Origin of the sequence: Reichenbachiella faecimaris (genome assembly GCF_900176375.1) — a bacterium.
Taxonomy (GTDB): Bacteria; Bacteroidota; Bacteroidia; order Cytophagales; family Cyclobacteriaceae; genus Reichenbachiella; species Reichenbachiella faecimaris.
The window spans coordinates 1-19,531 of sequence record NZ_FWYF01000003.1 but is presented as its reverse complement, the minus strand read 5'-3'; the positions used below and the strand labels follow the sequence as shown (position 1 = coordinate 19,531).

The 19,531-nt window shown below is 39.4% G+C and carries 15 protein-coding genes; 8 read left to right on the top strand and 7 right to left on the bottom strand.

All coding sequences use genetic code 11. The features are described from left to right. Positions 1-73 precede the first annotated feature (73 nt). Together B9A58_RS12625 and B9A58_RS12620 are read left to right on the top strand one after the other, a co-directional pair. A complete protein-coding gene (locus B9A58_RS12625) occupies positions 74-1,333 on the top strand; it encodes a sensor histidine kinase (protein WP_084373242.1) in 1,260 nt (419 codons plus the stop codon). Then, a complete protein-coding gene (locus tag B9A58_RS12620) occupies positions 1,330-2,013 on the top strand; it encodes a response regulator transcription factor (RefSeq protein WP_084373241.1) in 684 nt (227 codons plus the stop codon). Before B9A58_RS12625 ends, B9A58_RS12620 begins: the two co-directional genes overlap by 4 nt. A gap of 62 nt (positions 2,014-2,075) precedes the next feature. On the opposite strand, the gene B9A58_RS12615 is transcribed toward B9A58_RS12620, so the two are convergent. From B9A58_RS12615 to B9A58_RS12600, 4 genes are all read right to left on the bottom strand, one after another. After that, a complete protein-coding gene (locus B9A58_RS12615) occupies positions 2,076-4,316 on the bottom strand; it encodes a TonB-dependent receptor (protein ID WP_084373240.1) in 2,241 nt (746 codons plus the stop codon). Between the two features lie 5 nt (positions 4,317-4,321). Next, a complete protein-coding gene (locus B9A58_RS12610; RefSeq protein WP_084373239.1) occupies positions 4,322-4,681 on the bottom strand; it encodes a heavy-metal-associated domain-containing protein in 360 nt (119 codons plus the stop codon). Between the two features lie 82 nt (positions 4,682-4,763). Continuing rightward, a complete protein-coding gene (locus B9A58_RS12605; RefSeq protein WP_084373238.1) occupies positions 4,764-5,147 on the bottom strand; it encodes an HYC_CC_PP family protein in 384 nt (127 codons plus the stop codon). Positions 5,148-5,184: 37 nt separating this feature from the next. Beyond that, complete coding sequence (locus B9A58_RS12600) at positions 5,185-6,132, bottom strand: NAD-dependent epimerase/dehydratase family protein (RefSeq protein WP_084373237.1); 948 nt, start codon at positions 6,130-6,132, stop codon at positions 5,185-5,187. A 172-nt stretch (positions 6,133-6,304) separates the two neighbouring features. Here B9A58_RS12600 and B9A58_RS12595 point away from each other — a divergent pair, with 172 nt between their 5' ends. Further along, on the top strand, positions 6,305-6,757 hold the full coding sequence (locus tag B9A58_RS12595; RefSeq protein WP_084373236.1) for an Lrp/AsnC family transcriptional regulator: 453 nt from the start codon (positions 6,305-6,307) through the stop codon (positions 6,755-6,757). On the opposite strand, the gene B9A58_RS12590 is transcribed toward B9A58_RS12595, so the two are convergent. After that, complete coding sequence (locus tag B9A58_RS12590) at positions 6,754-9,207, bottom strand: TonB-dependent receptor (RefSeq protein WP_084373235.1); 2,454 nt, start codon at positions 9,205-9,207, stop codon at positions 6,754-6,756. The two genes, B9A58_RS12595 and B9A58_RS12590, sit on opposite strands and share 4 nt — an antisense overlap. Before the next feature lie 193 nt (positions 9,208-9,400). Here B9A58_RS12590 and B9A58_RS12585 point away from each other — a divergent pair, with 193 nt between their 5' ends. From B9A58_RS12585 to B9A58_RS12575, 3 genes are all read left to right on the top strand, one after another. Further along, entirely contained in the window at positions 9,401-10,414 is a 1,014-nt protein-coding gene (locus tag B9A58_RS12585) for a sensor histidine kinase (RefSeq protein WP_084373234.1), read from the top strand. Positions 10,415-10,418: 4 nt separating this feature from the next. After that, positions 10,419-11,111, top strand: coding sequence for a LytR/AlgR family response regulator transcription factor (locus B9A58_RS12580; protein WP_084373233.1), 693 nt, complete (start codon positions 10,419-10,421; stop codon positions 11,109-11,111). An 86-nt stretch (positions 11,112-11,197) separates the two neighbouring features. After that, positions 11,198-13,675 carry an ABC transporter permease gene (locus B9A58_RS12575; protein ID WP_084373232.1) on the top strand — a complete coding sequence of 826 codons (2,478 nt, stop codon included), beginning with the start codon at positions 11,198-11,200 and terminating at the stop codon, positions 13,673-13,675. A 63-nt stretch (positions 13,676-13,738) separates the two neighbouring features. On the opposite strand, the gene B9A58_RS12570 is transcribed toward B9A58_RS12575, so the two are convergent. Together B9A58_RS12570 and B9A58_RS12565 are read right to left on the bottom strand one after the other, a co-directional pair. Next, positions 13,739-14,158 carry a hypothetical protein gene (locus B9A58_RS12570; protein ID WP_245827081.1) on the bottom strand — a complete coding sequence of 140 codons (420 nt, stop codon included), beginning with the start codon at positions 14,156-14,158 and terminating at the stop codon, positions 13,739-13,741. Between the two features lie 272 nt (positions 14,159-14,430). Beyond that, entirely contained in the window at positions 14,431-14,988 is a 558-nt protein-coding gene (locus B9A58_RS12565; protein WP_084373230.1) for a 2'-5' RNA ligase family protein, read from the bottom strand. An 89-nt stretch (positions 14,989-15,077) separates the two neighbouring features. Here B9A58_RS12565 and dinB point away from each other — a divergent pair, with 89 nt between their 5' ends. After that, entirely contained in the window at positions 15,078-16,295 is a 1,218-nt protein-coding gene (gene dinB, locus B9A58_RS12560) for a DNA polymerase IV (protein WP_084373229.1), read from the top strand. Between the two features lie 63 nt (positions 16,296-16,358). After that, positions 16,359-19,358 (top strand): DNA polymerase III subunit alpha, encoded by a 3,000-nt coding sequence (locus tag B9A58_RS12555; RefSeq protein WP_084373228.1) that lies wholly within the window; start codon positions 16,359-16,361, stop codon positions 19,356-19,358. Positions 19,359-19,531 lie beyond the last annotated feature (173 nt).

Genomic DNA, 19,531 nt, shown 5'->3' with positions numbered 1-19,531 from the left:
ATGTAATGTTAAAGCATGGAGAATCGAGCTGTTTTTGACTTAGAATGAAGTCTTTTGGGTAAGCAATTACATCATGAACAGAAAAACATTCAGACTGGTTGTATTCTTAGCCGCTATATCAATAGGTGGTATTTTGTTCATTCAGATTTTCTGGATGGGCAAGGCTTTTGATCTGAGCAACAAGCAATTTGAACATAACGTCAATCTGGCGCTATTGAACGTAACAAGTACGTTGTGCGAAATCAATCAGAACGAAATTCTTCCAGATCCCATAGAGCAGCTCTCTTCCAACTATTTCATTGTCAATCTCAATAATAAAATCGCGCCCGAGATACTCGAAACCATATTGAAAAGTGAATTTCAAAAAAGAGAGATTGCCGAAGATTTCGAATATGGGGTGTTCGACTGCACAAACCGTGAAATGGTGTACGGTAGATATATCAACTTAAAAGAAAACACGACCTCCTCTCCAGCCTCGTCCACTTTTCCTCAACTCAACAAAGACGCCTACTATTTTGGTGTCTATTTTCCTAATAAGACTTCAACCCTTGCGGGTGAAATGTGGATTTGGGGATTTTCTTCAATCGTCTTGCTCATTGTGGTTGTGTTTTTTGGGTATACACTCCTGGCCATTTTTAGACAAAAGAAACTTTCTGAAATCCAGAAAGATTTTATCAACAACATGACACACGAGTTTAAGACACCAATTTCAACCATAGCACTATCCTCAGATGTGTTGCAATCCAAAGAGATAGCTAACCAACCCGAAAGACTGTCCCAGTATGCTCAAATCATAAAAAAGGAAGCTACCCGATTACAAAATCAAGTAGATCGTGTTTTGCAAATGGCAACAGTCGAAAAAAATACAATCAGCCTAACCAAACAAGAGTTGAATCTTAACGAGCTCATAGACCAATCCATTCAAAGTGCACAATTAAACTTACCCAATGGTGGACAAATTTCTTTTGATAACAGGGCAAAAGAAACCATACTCTCTGCCGATAAAGTTCACCTCACTAATATCATTTATAACCTACTGGACAATGCATTGAAATACAATGAAAATATTCCCAAAGTAGCCGTCTCAACTCATTCAGATAAAAACACTTTGACCATAATTATCAAAGACAATGGACAAGGCATTGACAAGAAGGAACAAGACCTAATATTCAAGAAATTTTATCGCGTACCCACTGGAAACGTACACAACGTCAAGGGCTTTGGCCTCGGCCTATATTATGTAAAAATGATTGTAGAAGCTCACAAAGGGCGTATATCTCTGGAAAGTTCACCAAGTGGCACCGCATTCACCATTCACCTTCCTAAATCATGAAAAAGCACATTTTGTTAGTAGAAGATGATGAAAGTCTAGGCTTTGTAATTAAGGATAGTTTGGAAAATAATGATTACATGGTTCATTTAAGCACTGATGGAGAAATCGGATTAAAAGATTTTGATTCAAAAGCTTTTGACCTCTGTATATTGGATGTGATGCTCCCGAAAATGGACGGTTTTTCACTGGCTGAAAAAATAAGACAGCGAAGTAAAATGACTCCCATCATATTCTTAACAGCCAAAGGTATGCAGGAAGACAAGTTGGAAGGTTTTAAAATTGGTGGAGATGACTATATGACAAAACCTTTTTCTATGGAGGAGCTCATATACAGAATTGAGGTCTTTCTACGCAGAGGGGGAGCGTCAGAAAAAGAAAATACCGTTCGTTTCTTAGGGCTATATTCTTTCGACCTCAACAGCTTTACACTAACCCTTGATGATCATCAGCAAAAACTAACTCGACGAGAAGCAGAGATCTTACAGTACCTATCAGACCGTAAGGATACATTGGTAAAACGCGAAGAGCTCCTCATTGCCTTGTGGGGAGATGATGATTATTTCAAAGGCCGTAGTTTGGATGTTTTCATTTCAAAACTAAGAAAATATCTCAAGTTTGATGAGAATGTAGATATTGAAAATTACCACGGTGTAGGCTTTAAGCTGGTAGTGAAAGAATAAAAGCTAGAAGTAGGAAAGACCCTATGTTACTTCGGCCTTCTGACTTCTAGCTTCTGACTTTCCTACTTCATTCTATATCTCAAGCCTGCATAAGTATTTCTACCAAAAATAGGCCCCCAAACCAGTGAACTATCGAAGTAATCGCCAAATGGATCTTCACTTGCCAAAATGGGGCTCTCTTGCTTATAATTCAACAAGTTTTCTACGCCAACATAGACTTCAAATCGATCATTCCAACTTTTAGTTACCTGCACATTCATCAAATAGAAATCAGGTGACTTCTGCTGCAATTGATAATCTGAAGGATTGCTTCCTGTAAAAGGAATTCTCTTCTCTCCCTGCCAATTGAAAGTATAATCGAACTTCCAATCAGAGCGAGTTTCATAGCCAAGATTCAAAAATGCTCTATGGGCTGAAACCAGTGGTTTTTGTAAAGTGGCATCACCATAAGTAGTATTGACATCAAACCACCTATAGCCAATCCGCATGTCAACAAACTTCAGTATCTCATAGTCCACTTGTGCTTGAAAGCTATTTGAATAAGACGCTCCATTCAGATTATAAAAAGAAACCTGTTGAGGACTCTGATCCAAATCAACCACAATCTGGTTCTCAAAATTGGTACGATAATACTCCACACTGAAGCTACCCTCGCGATAATCCAATCTAAACTCCTGAGTCAAATTGATCCCATAATTCCAAGCCACCTCAGCATCCAATCCAAAAGGCTTGTCACTATTGTCTCCTTGCACGATGATCTGGCGAGAAGAAGCAAACAATCCAATGTTCTCGGCAAAGATGCTGGCCGTTCGCTGTCCACGACCCATTGATGCTCTGAGCACAGTCTGATCTGTCAGTGCATAACGCAAATGGATTCTGGGCGTCATAAATGTTCCATATAAATTATGATGATCTACCCGAATGCCAGCCATAGCATTGAACTTATCCAGCATGGAGTAGCTGTATTCAAAATATGCTCCTGGCACAACTTCTGTTCTGCCATAATCATTGGTATTTAATACTTCATCGTATTGATCATATTGGATACTGGCACCCGTTTTAAATTGATGATCAGTCGTTCCGATCATACTCTGATAAATGAAGTTACCATAAAAACTCTGCTGATTCGCATCATATTCATTTAACCCAAAATACGAATCCTGATCATGGTAAACACCTGATATCTGTAAGCCTACGGACTTCCAAGGTTGCTCAATATAAACTTTACCAATTTTAGCCCAACCTTCATACCGTTTGGTCAATAGATTCATACCCCAGGCATTGGTAGTCCCACGATCTGTTTCTGGATCGAAACCTACTTGACCGCCTAGGTTGTCAATATAAGTCCCTTTTACGCCAAACTGCATCATCAAACCATTCGCACCAATGTACTTCCAGCGATTAAGTCCAATAAAATGCTGACTTAAAGGATTATCTAAAAACCCATCTTTATTCCTATCACGCTCAATGGCATTAGCCTTTGTGTGCAATAAAACAGCTGTTGTCCAATTCTTCCCTACCTTTTGACTCCAATTCAAATTGGCCTCAAATCGACCACCTTCATTGCCGTAAATATTTGCATAAAGCTTATCACTCTCTTCGGGCTTTCTGAGCTCCACATTGATCTGACCAGCCACACTTTCATAGCCATTCACCACAGAACCTGCCCCTTTGTTGAGCTGAATGCTCTCTATCCAAGTACCTGGAATATAGACCATGCCATAAATGGCTGACAAGCCTCGCACGTCGGGCATATTTTCTCTTGTAATTTGAGTATAAGGTCCTGCCAATCCGAGCATCTGGATTTGTCGAGTGCCAGTCACAGCATCCGTAAAAGACACATCAACACTAGGATTGGTTTCAAAGCTTTCGCTCAGATTGCAACATGCCGCTTTCAGTAGCTCCTTTTCGCTAATGTGTTCTGATTTTAATGGATTTAGGTAATCAATTTGAACGGTTTTTTGTCTGTATTCTATTTCTACCTCATCCAATGTCGCATCTGGAACCAACTGAACCGTAAGCTCCTGATTACTTGTCACTTTCAAAGTATCGTTCTGATAACCAATATAACTCACCACCAACTGATCCATACCAGCAACTCTTTCGAGATTGAATTGACCATTAATACCAGTAGGAGTCCCCTTGGTTGTTCCTAGCCAATAAACATTGGCACCCACAAGTGGTACTTGATCACCTTTGTCATTCAATTCATAGACCTTTCCGCTCACGGTATTATTAACCTGAGCCCATGTATCAGGGATTGACCCTAAGGTCATCACCAGCAACAAAATATTTCGTATCATGTCGCTTAGTGTTTATGTACACCGTCATTGTACGCACAGCATTTCGGAAGCTTGCTATAAGACTCTTCACTGGCCTGAACCTGATCTGTGGTATGACCTGCGGCGGCAATGGCTTCGTGAATCTCCTTTTCGGAGATTTTATCTTGTCGATAAACAGCTTTCAAAACACCCGTGGCGTTGTCCCACTCAACCATTTTCACTCCTTTAATCAAAGCAGCTTCTTCGATTCTTTCCTCGCACATTTCGCATACACCCTGAACAGTGAATTCGCATGTGACAATTGATTTGTCTTGCTTTTGAGCATTCGCCAAAACTGGGAGGGCTATCAAAAGCATAGTATATAATATGTTCTTATATGTTTTCATTGTTATTAAATTCTAGATTGTAAAAAAAAGGACTGCTAGCATTTAGCAGAATCAGCCACAATAGGCTATAATAATCAAAAATTTAACCGTAGAAAGTAAAGGCGCAATACTTGACGTATGCAGGGATATGGGTAGGAGGGTCTACATCACTAAACCCGAAAACTAGACGATCTGGATTATGTTTTTCCAGAATTAATTGAGAAGGAAGTTCAATCAGCTGAAAGATATCATTCGCAAATGAGAAGGAATAGTTGCTAACCACTTTCTCTTCTTGATCTTGAGGCAGGTCAACTGTTTCATTTTCACAGCAACTATCAGTGTTCATGTCTCCACAACAACAAACCTCAGCCGTCTGAACCAAATCTATTGACTCAATGGAGCCCATGCATTTATGTATAGCTACAGATGCATCTGCTGCAATAAGCAGATAAAAAAGTGACAATATGATTGCTGTGATTTTGCGCATGACTTGCTCTTGCTTACGCAAAACTATAAAGAAGGATTTATTCTGCAGTGGAATATTTCAGTTTTAAGTTTTTTATCATGTCTGCTGTCATTGATTTTAGATCATAAGCTGGCTTCCATCCCCAATCTGCTCTTGCTCTTGAGTCATCTATGCTCTGTGGCCAACTCGCGGCTATCTGCTGTCTAAAATCTGGATCGTAAGAGATCTCAAAGTCTGGATAAAGCGCCCGAATAGACTCAGCAATCTCATTTGGAGAGAAACTCATACCTGCTAGATTATAAGAAGTTCTTGTTTTAATACTTTCTTTTGGTGCTTGCATCAATTCTATGGTTGCTCGAATGGCATCATCCATATAGATCATGGGCAGCGTAGTGTGTTCTTCAAGAAAACATGAAAACTTCTCTCCAGCTATAGCTTTATGATAAATATCAACAGCATAATCAGTTGTCCCTCCCCCTGGTAAAGATTGGTACCCAATTACACCAGGGTAACGCAATGATCTTACGTCCAATCCGTATCGCTGAAAATAGTATTGTGCCCAGTTCTCCCCAGCCGCTTTGCTGATACCATAAACTGTAGATGGATTTAGAAAGGATGCCTGAGGAGTATTTTGCTGATCCACCTCACTACCAAACACGGCAATCGAGCTAGGATAGAAAACCTTCTTCACGCCATTCAATCTTGATACTTCCAAAACATTGAACAAGGTCTTCATGTTAATCTCCCAAGTACCCAACGGGTTTTTCTCTCCATTCGCGGAGAGAATTGCAGCCAGATGATAGATTTCCTCAATTTCATACTGCTTGACTACTTCTTCAATGCGATCTGCATCCGTGGCGTCTATCACCTCAAATGGCCCAGTGATATTATCCAATACTCGCATATCAGATCGGACTACCTGGTCATTACCATAAATGTCTCGAAGGGATTGAGTAAGTACAGTGCCTAGTTGTCCACCTGCACCTATGATTAAGGAACGTGCCATGATTGCTAAATTTTTGGGTTAATGTTCAACACTCATATTTGATACAATTTTAGTATATATTCTTTTCAATTAGAATATGAACCATAATAATAGCTACCAGATGTGTTATTGTCAGTAATTATTACTTTTACCATGACCTTAGCAAGTCGCGAAAAGAAAAAATTACGGCACCATGGATGAAATAGATAAAACCATACTGAGAATCTTGCAAAAGGATGCCAAGATCACAGCGAAAGAAATAGCTACCCAACTCAACCTCACCATCTCACCAGTTTATGAAAGAATACGGCGGCTGGAAAAAGAGGGGTATATCAAACGATATGCGGCCATTCTAGATAAAGAATTGATTGGGCGATCAGTGACGGGTCTTTGCCAGGTTTCTATGCAGTACCACAATGCTGCTTTTATCGACAACTTCGAAAAACAGATTCAAGATCTAGAAGAGGTACAAGAGTGCTATCATATGGCTGGTCAAGTAGATTTTATTCTTAAAATCAATGTAAAAAGCCTGGAAGATTATCATGAGTTCGTAAGATACAAACTATCCAAAATAGAAAACATAGGCGTACTCAATACCACTTTTGTGCTAAAGGAAATCAAACACACATCGGAGTTTTATATCTAGAAATCCCCTCCATCCATATCACCTCCTTCTCCACGCTCACCCCTAGATCGAGATTTTTTCTGATTGATGCGGTAGGTGAATGACAAGCCGGCTTGCCTAGAACGCCATTGAAACTCACTTTCTTCAGAAAAATTGGAAGCTAGGGTAGTGCCTCTCCATTTTCGGGTGTTGAAAACGTCCTTCACAAAAAAAGTCAATGTGCCGTTACCCTTCATGACATCCATATTGCTGCCCAAGTCCATAGCATACATGGCCTTTCGTTTACCTTGTGTAGTATTTTCGGGTGCGCGATACCATCCACTCAGCTGAATATTTACCTTCCCAATTTTTACTTTATTGTTTAGCCTAAAGCTGGCCGTATAGGTGTCTCTATCCAATTTCACATCTTTGTATTCTCCTTGGGTCATGGCCCTGTAAAAATTGGCATTTCCATTGATATTGAGCCAATCCAATGGATCCAAGCTAAAATTAGTTTCTATGCCATAGGCATTTGCAGTACCAATGTTATAAGGTGTCGAAACCGTGGTATATCCATCATCTGAAGTTTCAATTCTGTTAATGACACCTGTGGTATATCTGTAATACCCACCCAAATAAATAGAAGCCTGCTCCAAGTTATACAACCAACCCACTTCGTAAGAATCAGCATATTCGGGATCTAAATCCGTATTACCTGTTCGAATATTTCTTGGATCACTGAAGGAAGAGAATGGATTCAAATACCAAAATCTTGGGCGGGAAATACGTCGGCTATAACTAGCCTGAACAGACTTTTTTTTATCAAACTTATAAGATACAAAGGCACTTGGAAAGGCATTCAAATATCTCTTGTCATTGGATTGGTCGGTTTCGCGTTGATACGTACTAATAAGCGTCTGTTCCAATCGGATACCTAGCTGATAACCCCACTTATCCATTTTGTTTTCATAAATTCCGTAGACTGCGTGCACGTTCTCATCATACTCGAATCGGTTTAAAAAATTCTTATAGGGCAACCACTCGCCTTGGTCATCTACTTGCTCTACCAGGTAGTCACTAGTTATTTTTCTAATAGTTCCTCTGTAGCCTGCTTCTATTTTTTTCCCCTCACCAAATGGGTTCACATAATCCAGCTGCATCATAATATTCTTATCTCCTTGTACATTTATTGAGCGCTGATACATGATTTGATCCGAGTCGGTAAGCAGGTTAGCTGAGTCAATACTAGACTTTTCTGTTTCGTCATTACTGCGATACTGAAAGTCTGCTGTCAACTCATGCCCTTCTCCTTCCATGATCCGTCTATAGCTTAATTGATATTCATAATTATCATCATCTTCTTTTTCAAAGTCCCTTCTAAAAGTATTAGACAACAATGCATCATTTACATCCCAATCATAATAGGTAATGTCAGTTGTATTTTCTTCGTTAGCGATTTTCACTAAACCAGAAGCTGTAAGGATATTATTTTCATTAATGTAATAGTCTGTACCTAATCGATAAGTATGTGAAATGTCTCTTCTCACTCGCTCATTATCAATATGCGTAATCAGTGTATCCGAGCCAAAACCAATACGATTGGTATATCCACCTCCAGGGTTTTCTCTATAATTGATACCATAACTTCCAAATACATTGAAATTGCCAGCTCTATAATTGACACTGCCTGAAAATCCATGGTTAGCCGGATAGCCCAAGTTTGTGGTAAAAGAACCATTGAAGCCTTTTTCTCGCTCCTTTTTCAGAATGATATTGATAATGCCAGCACTACCTTCAGCATCATAACGAGCCGACGGATTGGTAATAACCTCAATGCGCTCAATGAGATTCCCCTGTAGTTGGCGAAGACCATTGGCATCACTAATACCCACCAGCCCGGAAGGTTTTCCGTTTACCAAAATTCTGACGTTGCTACTCCCTCGTAAACTTACAGTACCTTCTACATCAACAGAAACAGACGGCAGATTGTCCATAATTTCAGAAGCATTGGCTCCTATATTACTCAAGTTTTCACTGACGTTGAATACTCGTTTGTCTAGCTCTAATTGCATCTGATCACGCTTGCCTGCCACTACCACTTCTTCAAGTGTTTCTGCGTCTGGAGACATTTTGATAGCACCCAAGTCAATCACTTTGTTTTCATGATTGAGCACTAAGTCATTCACGTATTTTTGTTCATAAGAGATGAATTGCAACCTGAGATAATACCTTCCTGGTCTTGGCGTAATGGTAAAAAACCCTCGCTCATTTGTAATACTGCCATCCACCAATAAACTGTCCTGAATGGAAAACAAACTTGCAGATGCATATTCTAGTGGAATCCTTGTCTCACCATCAATGAGTTGCCCAGTGATTTTAAAAGGGCTCCCCCTTTCAACACGACCTAGGCTTGTGCCCGGCTGAGCTTGCAGACTTGTGGCCAAAAGGCAAAAAAACTGAAGGAGTAAAAGTGAAATTGCTTTTTTGGTCATTATTAAGAATTTGAGTCTGCTACAAAGAAACGGCAAGACTGTGTCAGGGCTACAATTATTCTGTGAACGGTAAAACTTTACTGGTCAACGACAAGTAGGTTCAAACTCGCACAGAATTGTTGATCAACCTAACTTTTACGTCGTTGACCAGAAATCATTATCAAATACATTTTCTACACCATATATTTGAAGCATGACACCCCAAAAAAAGCCATTCATAAGTATTAGAGAAGCCATATTTCAGCTGATTCTGAATGCAGTGGTATTCGTTTTTTATGGCTACAGCAGACACAATCCGCAGTTTGAAGAATATGAATATGTGTTTTTTCTCAACTATGCTGCTGGTGCACTCATCATTAATTACTGGCTGCTACCTTCGTGCATTTACACGAAAAAGTATCTGCAGTTCACACTTTATTTTTTGCTGATAGTTGCTGCCATGGTATTGATAGAAGAGTTTATACTTGAAAAAATATACTTTCCAGACACTCGTGGACAAAGGTTTATCGCATTGGGAAACTTGTTGAACATGTTTCCTACCATTGGCATTCTGTCGGGATTCAAATTTGCATGGGACGCACTGGGCAAGCAGAAAGAAGTAGAAGAATTGAAAGACACAGTAAAGGAAAGTGAATTGCAATTTTTGAAATCTCAGATTAATCCTCACTTTCTGTTTAATAACCTAAACAATCTCTATGCCCACGCGATAGAAAACTCACCACAGACACCTACCATCATCTTGGAGTTGTCCGCCGTGATGAGGTACATGCTCTATGATTGTCAGGCCAAGTATGTGTCTTTGACCAAGGAGGTGGAGCACTTGAGCAATTTTATCAACCTAAACAATCTACAGATAGAAGGCAGGGGAAGAGTGAATTTTGATAGGCCAGAACTTACAGGAGATTGTCGAATTGCTCCTTTGATCTTGATCATTTTTGTGGAAAATGCCTTCAAACATAGTTCATCCAGTCAGACTGAAAATATTGAGATTTTCATTGACCTGAGTGTGACAGCAAAAGGTGAGTTACACTTTACTTGTACCAATTCCTATTTGGAACAAACCAATACACAAGACATCAATAGTGGAATAGGCTTAGAAAATGTGCAGAAAAGACTACAACTGCTTTATCCAGATTCTCACACATTGAACATTACAAAAACAGAAAATGAATATCAGGTCAACCTTAAAATGAACTTGGACAAATAAAAAAATGAACTGCATCATCATAGAAGATCAGCTTCCTGCCCAGCGCATCCTCAAAAGGTATATTGAAGATATCGGAACCTTGCGCTTGATAGGCACCTATTCTGATGCACTGCAAGCCATAGATACTATTAATACTCAAAGTATTGATCTCCTGTTTTTGGATATTCACCTACCTAAAATATCTGGAATTGACTTTCTGAAAACACTTCCAAATGCATCCCATGTTATATTGACAACAGCGTTTTCTGACTATGCCCTGGAGAGTTATGAGTTCAATGTGGTGGATTATCTTCTGAAACCCTTTTCATTCGAGCGGTTCGTCAAAGCCGTGTCCAAGGTAACTGCATTACGACAGGCTGCGTCATCAGAAAGAAAAGGAGGCCAAAACCAAGAGATTTTTATCAAGTCAGGATATGAGCACATTCGTATAAACCTGACGGATATCTATTATATCAAATCTGATGCTGACTACACAGAGATTCATCTCTCATCAAAAAAACACCTCTCCTCAGAATCATTGAAAAATTGGGAGGAGCAGCTTACAAAGCTTCAATTTGTAAGGGTACACAAATCATACCTGATCAATACAGCCAAAATTGATAAAATAGTTGGCAATCAGATTTACTTGATAGGTAGCAATGTCATTCCCATTGGAAGAGCGTATAAAGAAGAACTTCTTAAGAAATACATCATGTGATAAACCCTCTACTACGAATTTTATCTTCCTTCCTGCAACTTTTTGGGAGGTTATGACATCTTCTTAGTAACCAAAAACTCAAACCAATGCTCAAAAACTATTTCAACGTAGCTGTTCGCAGCCTACTCAAGAACAAATTATACTCTTTCATCAATATTTTCGGACTGGCCATTGGTCTGGCAGCATTCTTAATGATCAATCATTTTGTAGCTTTTGAAAAGAGCTATGAACAACACATTTCTGATAATGAAGATATCTATCGGGTTCAATTGGATGTTTATCAAAATGGAGAACTCATCTATAAAAGTTCTGAAAACTATCCAGGAGCAGGCCCTGCTTTACTAGAAGAGTTTCCTGAAGTCACTAGCTCAGCCAAGCTCTACAATATGGGCTCGAAAAACAACGTGGTTATTACCTCAGAAAATGGAGAAACCAATCCTCAGGTCTTAAAACACAAGAGATTTTTATATGCCGAAGCTGCCTTCTTGCCTATGTTTTCCATACCAATGATTCAGGGTGATGCTGCTACTGCATTAGAAAAACCACATACCATTGTCATCTCAGCATCCATGGCCAAAAAGTATTTTGGAAATGAAAACCCAATGGGCAAACTGCTTCGATTGGAAGATGATGATTTCAATGATGAATTATGTACAGTCACAGGAGTATTTGAAGATGTCCCTGAAAACACACATCTCAAATTTGATGTACTCATTTCATTCAACACCCTATTTACCAGAGACACTAGTGGAAATGGGTGGGCTAAAAAACGATATGGAAATGGGTGGAGAAGAAAGGACTTCTATACTTACATAAAACTGGAACCCACTGCCAACCCTCAAAGACTTGAGTCGCGTTTCGCTACTCTCATAGATAAATACAAACCAGAGAACAAGGAGAAAAACATGAAAGATGTATTGTCTTTGCAGCCGCTCAACGACATTCATCTTTACTCGAATTTGACAGACGAAGCTGAAGTCAATGGCAATGGAGACGGTGTGTTTTATATCTCCATTATTGCGTACTTCATTTTATTTATTGCTTGGGTAAATTATATCAATCTAAGCACGGCGCGCTCTTTTGATAGAGGAAGAGAAGTAGGTCTTCGTAAGGTAATGGGCTCGCACAGATCTTCATTGATTGTCCAGTTTTTAGTAGAGTCACTAGTCATCAACAGTTTGGCTATGTTAGTGGCATTTATTTTCATTTTTATTACTGGCAATCTATTCCATAACCTGAGTGGTACCCCTTTAACTTATATCATCTGGATACAAGCCTGGTTTTGGGTGATGGTAGTCAGTGTAGTATTTATTGGGTCACTTTTATCTGGCATTTATCCAGCCTTTGTGCTTTCGTCATTCAAGCCTATGCAAGTCTTGCATGGCAAACTAAAAACTTCGTCTGGTGGAGTAGCCCTAAGAAAAGCATTGGTCATTTTTCAATTTGCCATGTCTGTTGCCTTGATCGTAGGTACAGCAACTGTATTCGACCAGATGGAATATATGCAGAGCAGAGACCTTGGTTTTGATATGGAGCAAACCATCGTGGTAGAACGCCCACCAAAACAGGATACTTCACGCGAAGTAAGATCTAATAGAATAAAATCCTTCAAAGCAGGTTTAAAACAAAGGCCCGAAATTCAGTCGGTAGCAGGCTCTACCTTGTTGCCAGGTAAAAAGCTGCGTTTCAAAACGCCTATACGCACAAACCTACAAAGCCAGGACGAAGCCGTACCCTTGAGTGTGGCCGGTATTGACTTCGATTTTTCAGAATCTATGAACATGGAGATCATTGCGGGTAGAGCATTTTCCGAAGAGCTACGTGATGACTTAGACAGCTTGGTTATCCTCACAGAAAATGCATCAAGGGCTTTGGGATTCGAAAAGCCTGAAGAGGCCATTGGCAAACGCATAGAAATAGAAAGATTTCGCTGGAGTCCATCTGTAGTTGGTGTAATGTCTGACTACCATCAAGAAAGCCTGAAAGAAGAAAAACCTAAAACCTTGATATACCTTAGTGGTGCTGGTTCAGAATATTTCATGATCAAAGTAAATATGGATCAATCCGCTCAAGCCATCTCCTCCATAGAAGAACAGTGGTACAAAAGCTTTCCTGGCAATCCGTTCCATTATTTTTTCTTGGATGAGTATTTCAATAGCTACTACGAATCTGAGCGCCAGTTCAAAGACTTGTTTGCCACCTTCTCTATTCTGGCCATTATAGTAGGCTGTTTGGGGTTGTTTGGTTTGTCCTCATTCACGGCCATCCAGCGCGCCAGAGAGATTGCTATTAGAAAAGTACTGGGCAGCTCCATATTTAGCATCATTCAGTTGCTCTCTAAAGAGTTTTTGATACTTGTAGGCACTGCCACAGTCATTATCTGGCCAGTGAGTTATTACCTGATGGATCAGTGGCTCGACAACTATCCTTATCGTATCGACATCGGGTGGGCTTCGTTTGTCTACTCTGGCATAGTGGTACTCTTAGTGACAGCTATCACCATCAGCTACCAGACCCTCAAGTCTGCTACTGCCAATCCAGTAGATGCGCTGAATCATGAGTGATTAAAGAGTGGAAGTACAACTTATGGATCAGTTCAAACTCTGAACAACACTCCCATTGTCTGATCATGAGGAAAAGCTATCAGTCGTACTTCCATTTCCATTATAATTAATCACCTGATATGATAAATCATAAAATTCACTCGGGTCTATGGGTAAATCTAACAGCTCACAAGCCAGATTGTGATTGCAAATGGTATCATGTAATCCTTTGAAATAATTGTTAAAAGAGCAATAGGGCCAATCTTCCATTTTACTAACCAAACCAGTCCTCATAGGGTTTTGATGGATATAATGAAAACAGACAAAGCCATAATTAGTAAGTATTTTTTTCTTGGTGTGCTGCTGAAATAAAGAACCAGTTCTTCCTTCCTGTACATTGATGCCTCTCGTATAAGAACTCAACATGATTTTTAGCGCATGACCATAAGCCACAAAATCGAAATCATTTTTAGTGTATACCTGTAGATGAAAATGATTAGGCATTAAACAATATGCCAATACATCTACATGAGGTAGCAAATGCCTTTTTACTTTATTTAGGAAATAAGAGTAATTTTTATCCTTAAAGAAAACGAGCCCTCTATTATTACCTCGGTTAAAGAGGTGATACATCTGGTTAGGTTCCATATTATTAAAAATAGTTAAAAAAGGTAGAAAGTGGAAGTACGACTTGAACCTAAGCTGTCAAGCCAATTTAACTCTGAACAACAAACCTAGTATCTAGTTTAGATAAAAAGCTATCAGTCGTACTTCCACTAGTATTCTGAGTCTAGCATCGGCAGCTTCTTAAACATCTCATACTTCTGCCACTCATAAGCCCTGCGCAAAACTGTCACCTCATACGCATCAAAAGTTTTCTTATACTTTTTTACACAATATTCAGGGTAATAAGCCCTTTCAAATATCCAGGGTTTTAGTTGCTTAGCAATTGTAAGGTGGGGAGTAGAATTAATCCTTTTTAACTTTTTCAAATAATGCACTTCTGATGTTCTTCGAAGTGCCTCGCCAACCATTTTAAAATTCCCACTCTCTTCAAAGCAAGCATAGATTGTACACGAACCACTAAATTTATCAAAGCCATTAATTCTGAATCTAAAACATTCTATTTCTCTTATCTGAGATCCCAGATGTGTAAAAAACCATTCCTCCTTCCCTGAGACAATACCTACTTTACCCACTGTGACATGTCCAATAGAATAACGACTTTTAAAATATCCATATCGCTTCTCAAATTGCCTTTTGAGTTCCGCAACATCGAGCCTCACACCTATAGAAGGTGAAAAAAGAATCAAATATTCTAAGAGAGCTCCCATCTAGCACAATTTGAATGAACTTTAAAAATACTAATTATTTTAGTTATTACTATTTTATTTAGTATTTTTGTTAAAAACTTCAAAAGGATATGAGCTATCAAAAGTCCATTGTACACATGGATCTGGACACCTTCTTTGTCTCCTGTGAACGGTTATTAGAGCCTAAGCTCATAGGCAAACCCGTACTGATTGGAGGAACTTCAGATCGTGGCGTAGTAGCCTCTTGCAGCTATGAAGCACGTGCTTTTGGCATTCATTCGGCCATGCCGATGAAAATGGCCCGGCAGTTATGTCCTGATGCCATTATCATCAAAGGCAATTCTGGTCTATACACCAAAAAATCACAGGAGGTCACGGAAATTATCCGAGAGAATGTGCCATTGTTTGAGAAATCTTCGATCGACGAATTTTATATCGACCTCACAGGTATGGATCATTTTTTTGGCTGTATGCAATGGGCTACAGAGATCAAAAAAAAGATCGTGCAAAACACAGGATTACCTATTTCTTTTGGGCTTTCACAAAATAAAACAGTGTCCAAAGTAGCCACCAATGAGGTCAAACCTGACAATCAATTGCAAATTATGCCTGGACAGGAAAAAGCTTTTCTTGCTCCTCTTTTAGTAAAAAAAATCCCAATGGTAGGAGACAAAACCTATCATGCACTTCGCCAATTGGGTATTAAATATATTCACACCCTCCAAGGAATGCCTGTGGAATTAATGGAAAGAGCCTTTGGCCTTCATGGCATCAAAATGTGGAAAAAAGCCCAAGGGATTGACAATTCGCTTGTCATTCCCCATCAAGAAAGAAAATCCATTTCCACTGAGCGTACCTTCGACAGAGACACTACAGACGTGGTCAAGCTTAAAGCTATTATGCTAGCCATGGCCGAAAACTTAGCCTTTCAACTAAGAAGAGGGAAAAAGCTAACCGCCTGCATCACAATAAAAATCCGCTACTCTGATTTTAATACTTATACCCTTCAAAATAAGGTGGCACATACGGCCGCTGATCATGTGCTGATCCCCAAAATCATGGAGATGTTTGATCGATTGTACAACAAACGCCTTTTAGTGCGACTCATTGGCGTACGCTATAGTCACTTGGCAGAAGGCCATTATCAAATCAATCTTTTTGAAGATACCGAAGAAACCATCCGCTTGTATCAAGCCATGGACAAGATCCGTGACAAACACGGCGACCGCAAAGTGATGCGAGCTTCAGGCATTGAAGCACGAACCATTAGTCGGTTCAACCCCTTCACTGGAGAACCACCACCATTACTAGCCAATAGAAGAAATTAGAAAAAAGAATGAAATACCATACTGAGCCCCTAAAGCATGAGCATACATTAAAATTCAGAGAAGATGTACCTTAATACACATTCATATTTCAGCTTTAAATATGGTGTAATGCCCATCAACGCTCTGCTTGAAGAAGCACAGAAAAAGGGTATACCTGCTTTCGCCCTGACCGACATCAACAGTACAGCAGGGTGCATGAGATTTATTAGAGACGCTCCTAAATATGGCATTCGCCCTATGATTGGTGTGGACTTTCGCAATGGTACCAAACAACAATTCGTAGCCATTGCCAAAAACAATAAAGGTTTTCAGGAGATCAATATCTTCTTATCCAAACATCTTCATAATAAACTAGAAATTCCAAATCGAGCACCTCAGTTTGAAAATGTATATATCATTTACCCCTTTTCGTCATCATTGGAATTGCCATTATATGAAAATGAATATATAGGTATTGATCCAAGTGAGGTATTAAAAGTGGCCTTCTCCAAATGGAAGAACCACCAGCATAAACTAATTGCCCTTCCTACTGTATCATTTCGTCACAAACAAGACTTCAATATTCATAGACTGCTTCGGGCTATCGACAACAACACACTCCTAAGCAAATTAGCCCAAAGTGAAGAGGGTAACCCCTCAAATTTAATGCTTTCCAAAAGTGATCTATTGGCAAGCTATAAAGACCTTCCATTACTGATTAAAAACACTGAACATATTATTAGTACCTGTAAAATTCATTTTGAATTTGGCGATCAATTTCCGCACAAAAACATCAATACCTATACTGGTTCACCTGAAAAGGACTACGAACTCATTAGATCAAAATGCCTTGAAGGCATTCCTTATAGATACAAAAAGCCCAGTTTCAAAATTTATAGAAGATTAGCTCTCGAGTTGAAAATTATCCAACAGAAAGGTTTTGTATCTTACTTTTTAGTCAATTGGGATATTATCAACTATGCCTTACGTCAAAAATATTTTTATGTAGGCAGAGGCAGTGGTGCCAATAGCATTGTAGCCTATTTGCTAAGAATAACTGACGTAGATCCCATCGAGCTGGACTTATATTTCGAACGGTTCATCAATCTCTATCGTAAAAATCCACCTGATTTTGATATTGATTTTTCATGGCGTGATCGTGAAGATATCACCAGATATATATTTGACACATTTGGCCATGATCATACATGCCTACTAGCGACCTATAGCACCTTCAAGTTCAAAGCTGCAGTTCGCGAACTGGGTAAAGTGTGTGGTCTTCCCCCACATGAAATCAGTGCATTAACAATGACCAGAGAAGAAGACATTAAAAAAGCTTTGAAGAAAGAAGACGGCCTCGCTCGTCTGGTCTTACAATACGCCTTTTTGCTCAATGGAATCCCCAGCCATCTTAGCGTACATGCCAGTGGCATCATTATTTCCGAAAAACCTATTTACCATTATACAGCTACAAGTCTTCCTCCTAAAGGCTTCCCCATCACTCATTTTGACATGGTAGAAGCCGAAGATGTCGGCCTTTTTAAGTTTGACATTCTTAGCCAACGTGGCCTAGGTAAAATCAAGGATTCTTTAGCCATTATTAAAGAAAACAACCCCGATCATCCAACTATTGACATTCACGACACCAAACGATTTTTTGAAGATGAGAAAGTAAAAGACTTATTACGCAATGGCAGAGCCATTGGCTGCTTTTATGTAGAATCTCCAGCCATGCGTATGTTGCTCAAAAAATTGAAAGCTGACCATTACCTTGGCCTGGTTGCAGCTAGTTCTGTGATCCGCCCAGGCGTGGCCAAGTCAGGTATGATGCGTGAATATATTTTACGTTTCCGCATACCCGAACGCAGAAAAGAAGCTCATCCAGTACTAGCTGAATTAATGCCCGAAACCTATGGTGTGATGGTTTATCAAGAAGACGTAATCAAAGTAGCCCATTATTTCGCCGGACTCACTCTAGGTGAAGCTGATAGATTACGTCGAGGCATGTCTGGGAAATACCGTTCCAGAGCAGAATTCAAAGAAGTCGAGATCCAGTTTTTCAAGCGTTGCAAGGAAATGGGACATGACGATAAGTTAGCTCAAGATGTTTGGTTTCAGATTATGAGTTTTGCAGGCTATGCTTTCGCTAAAGGTCATTCAGCCTCCTACGCCATCGAGAGTTATCAATGTCTATATTTAAAAGCTCATTATCCGCTAGAATACCTGGTGAGCGTAATAAACAATGGAGGAGGGTTCTACCGAATAGATCTTTACATCCATGAAGCAAGAATGCACGGTGCTACCATAGAAGCCCCATGTATCAATATCTCCCAAAAGGAAACCGTCATTAAAGGAACAATTATCTATTTGGGATTAGACATCATCAATGATCTAGACCAACAAACCACTTATGAACTATTAGACAAAAGAAATTTTGTCGGTACATTTAACAATCTAGAACACTTCATTCATTCAGTAGATATATCCTTAGAGCAACTTAAAATTTTGATTCGAATAGGTGCCTTCAGATCAATCAATTCGAACAAAAAGAAACTACTGTGGCAAGCACACCTTTTACTATCCAAAACTACCCGACATAATCAACCCTCACTCTTTGAAACTCAGCAAAAAAAATATGATCTCCCTGCTCTATATCATGATCCAAGAGAAGATGGTTTTGACGAAATGGAAATTCTAGGTTTTCCGTTACAAAATCCATTTATATTGGTTAAAAACTTACCCATCGACAATATCACCTTAGCTCAAGACATATTTCATAAAAAAGGCAAACAAGTGACTATGCTCGGCTATCTAACAGCAATAAAAAACACTGCTACCTCCAATGGCTCAAGAATGTACTTTGGGACTTTTATAGATCAGGCAGGCGATTTTGTTGACACCGTCCACTTCCCTCCAAGTGTACGCAAGTATCCAGTTCGAGGCAAAGGTGTTTATAAGATCACTGGTAAAGTCGTAGAAGAGTTTGATTTTTACTCCATCGAAGTATCTATCATGGAAAAAGTACACTTTATCAATATGGAAGATTTCGAATTCTCCGCGGAAAAAGAACGGGTTCTTGCTTAATCAAAGAGACATAAAAAAGATCCGTTTGTAAAGTCTTTCGATAGCGTGGCAGAGGCATCTCCTGGAACCCAGTCCCAATATTTAGTGGGCAGGACAGGTTTTGTATTTAATGAAAAAGGGGGCACAAAAAAAGGGTTACTGATTGCTCAATAACCCTTTGACCTGCCTTCGCT

Excerpts from the sequence above, each read along its gene's own strand:
- B9A58_RS12575 (WP_084373232.1), top strand. The coding sequence starts at position 11,198 with ATGCTCAAAAACTATTTCAACGTAGCTGTTCGCAGCCTACTCAAGAAC.
- B9A58_RS12610 (WP_084373239.1), bottom strand. The coding sequence starts at position 4,681 with ATGAAAACATATAAGAACATATTATATACTATGCTTTTGATAGCCCTC.
- B9A58_RS12600 (WP_084373237.1), bottom strand. The coding sequence starts at position 6,132 with ATGGCACGTTCCTTAATCATAGGTGCAGGTGGACAACTAGGCACTGTA.
- B9A58_RS12595 (WP_084373236.1), top strand. The coding sequence starts at position 6,305 with ATGGATGAAATAGATAAAACCATACTGAGAATCTTGCAAAAGGATGCC.
- B9A58_RS12555 (WP_084373228.1), top strand. The coding sequence starts at position 16,359 with ATGTACCTTAATACACATTCATATTTCAGCTTTAAATATGGTGTAATG.
- B9A58_RS12580 (WP_084373233.1), top strand. The coding sequence starts at position 10,419 with ATGAACTGCATCATCATAGAAGATCAGCTTCCTGCCCAGCGCATCCTC.
- B9A58_RS12605 (WP_084373238.1), bottom strand. The coding sequence starts at position 5,147 with ATGCGCAAAATCACAGCAATCATATTGTCACTTTTTTATCTGCTTATT.
- dinB (WP_084373229.1), top strand. The coding sequence starts at position 15,078 with ATGAGCTATCAAAAGTCCATTGTACACATGGATCTGGACACCTTCTTT.
- B9A58_RS12620 (WP_084373241.1), top strand. The coding sequence starts at position 1,330 with ATGAAAAAGCACATTTTGTTAGTAGAAGATGATGAAAGTCTAGGCTTT.
- B9A58_RS12565 (WP_084373230.1), bottom strand. The coding sequence starts at position 14,988 with ATGGGAGCTCTCTTAGAATATTTGATTCTTTTTTCACCTTCTATAGGT.
- B9A58_RS12625 (WP_084373242.1), top strand. The coding sequence starts at position 74 with ATGAACAGAAAAACATTCAGACTGGTTGTATTCTTAGCCGCTATATCA.
- B9A58_RS12585 (WP_084373234.1), top strand. The coding sequence starts at position 9,401 with ATGACACCCCAAAAAAAGCCATTCATAAGTATTAGAGAAGCCATATTT.
- B9A58_RS12570 (WP_245827081.1), bottom strand. The coding sequence starts at position 14,158 with ATGCCTAATCATTTTCATCTACAGGTATACACTAAAAATGATTTCGAT.
- B9A58_RS12590 (WP_084373235.1), bottom strand. The coding sequence starts at position 9,207 with ATGACCAAAAAAGCAATTTCACTTTTACTCCTTCAGTTTTTTTGCCTT.
- B9A58_RS12615 (WP_084373240.1), bottom strand. The coding sequence starts at position 4,316 with ATGATACGAAATATTTTGTTGCTGGTGATGACCTTAGGGTCAATCCCT.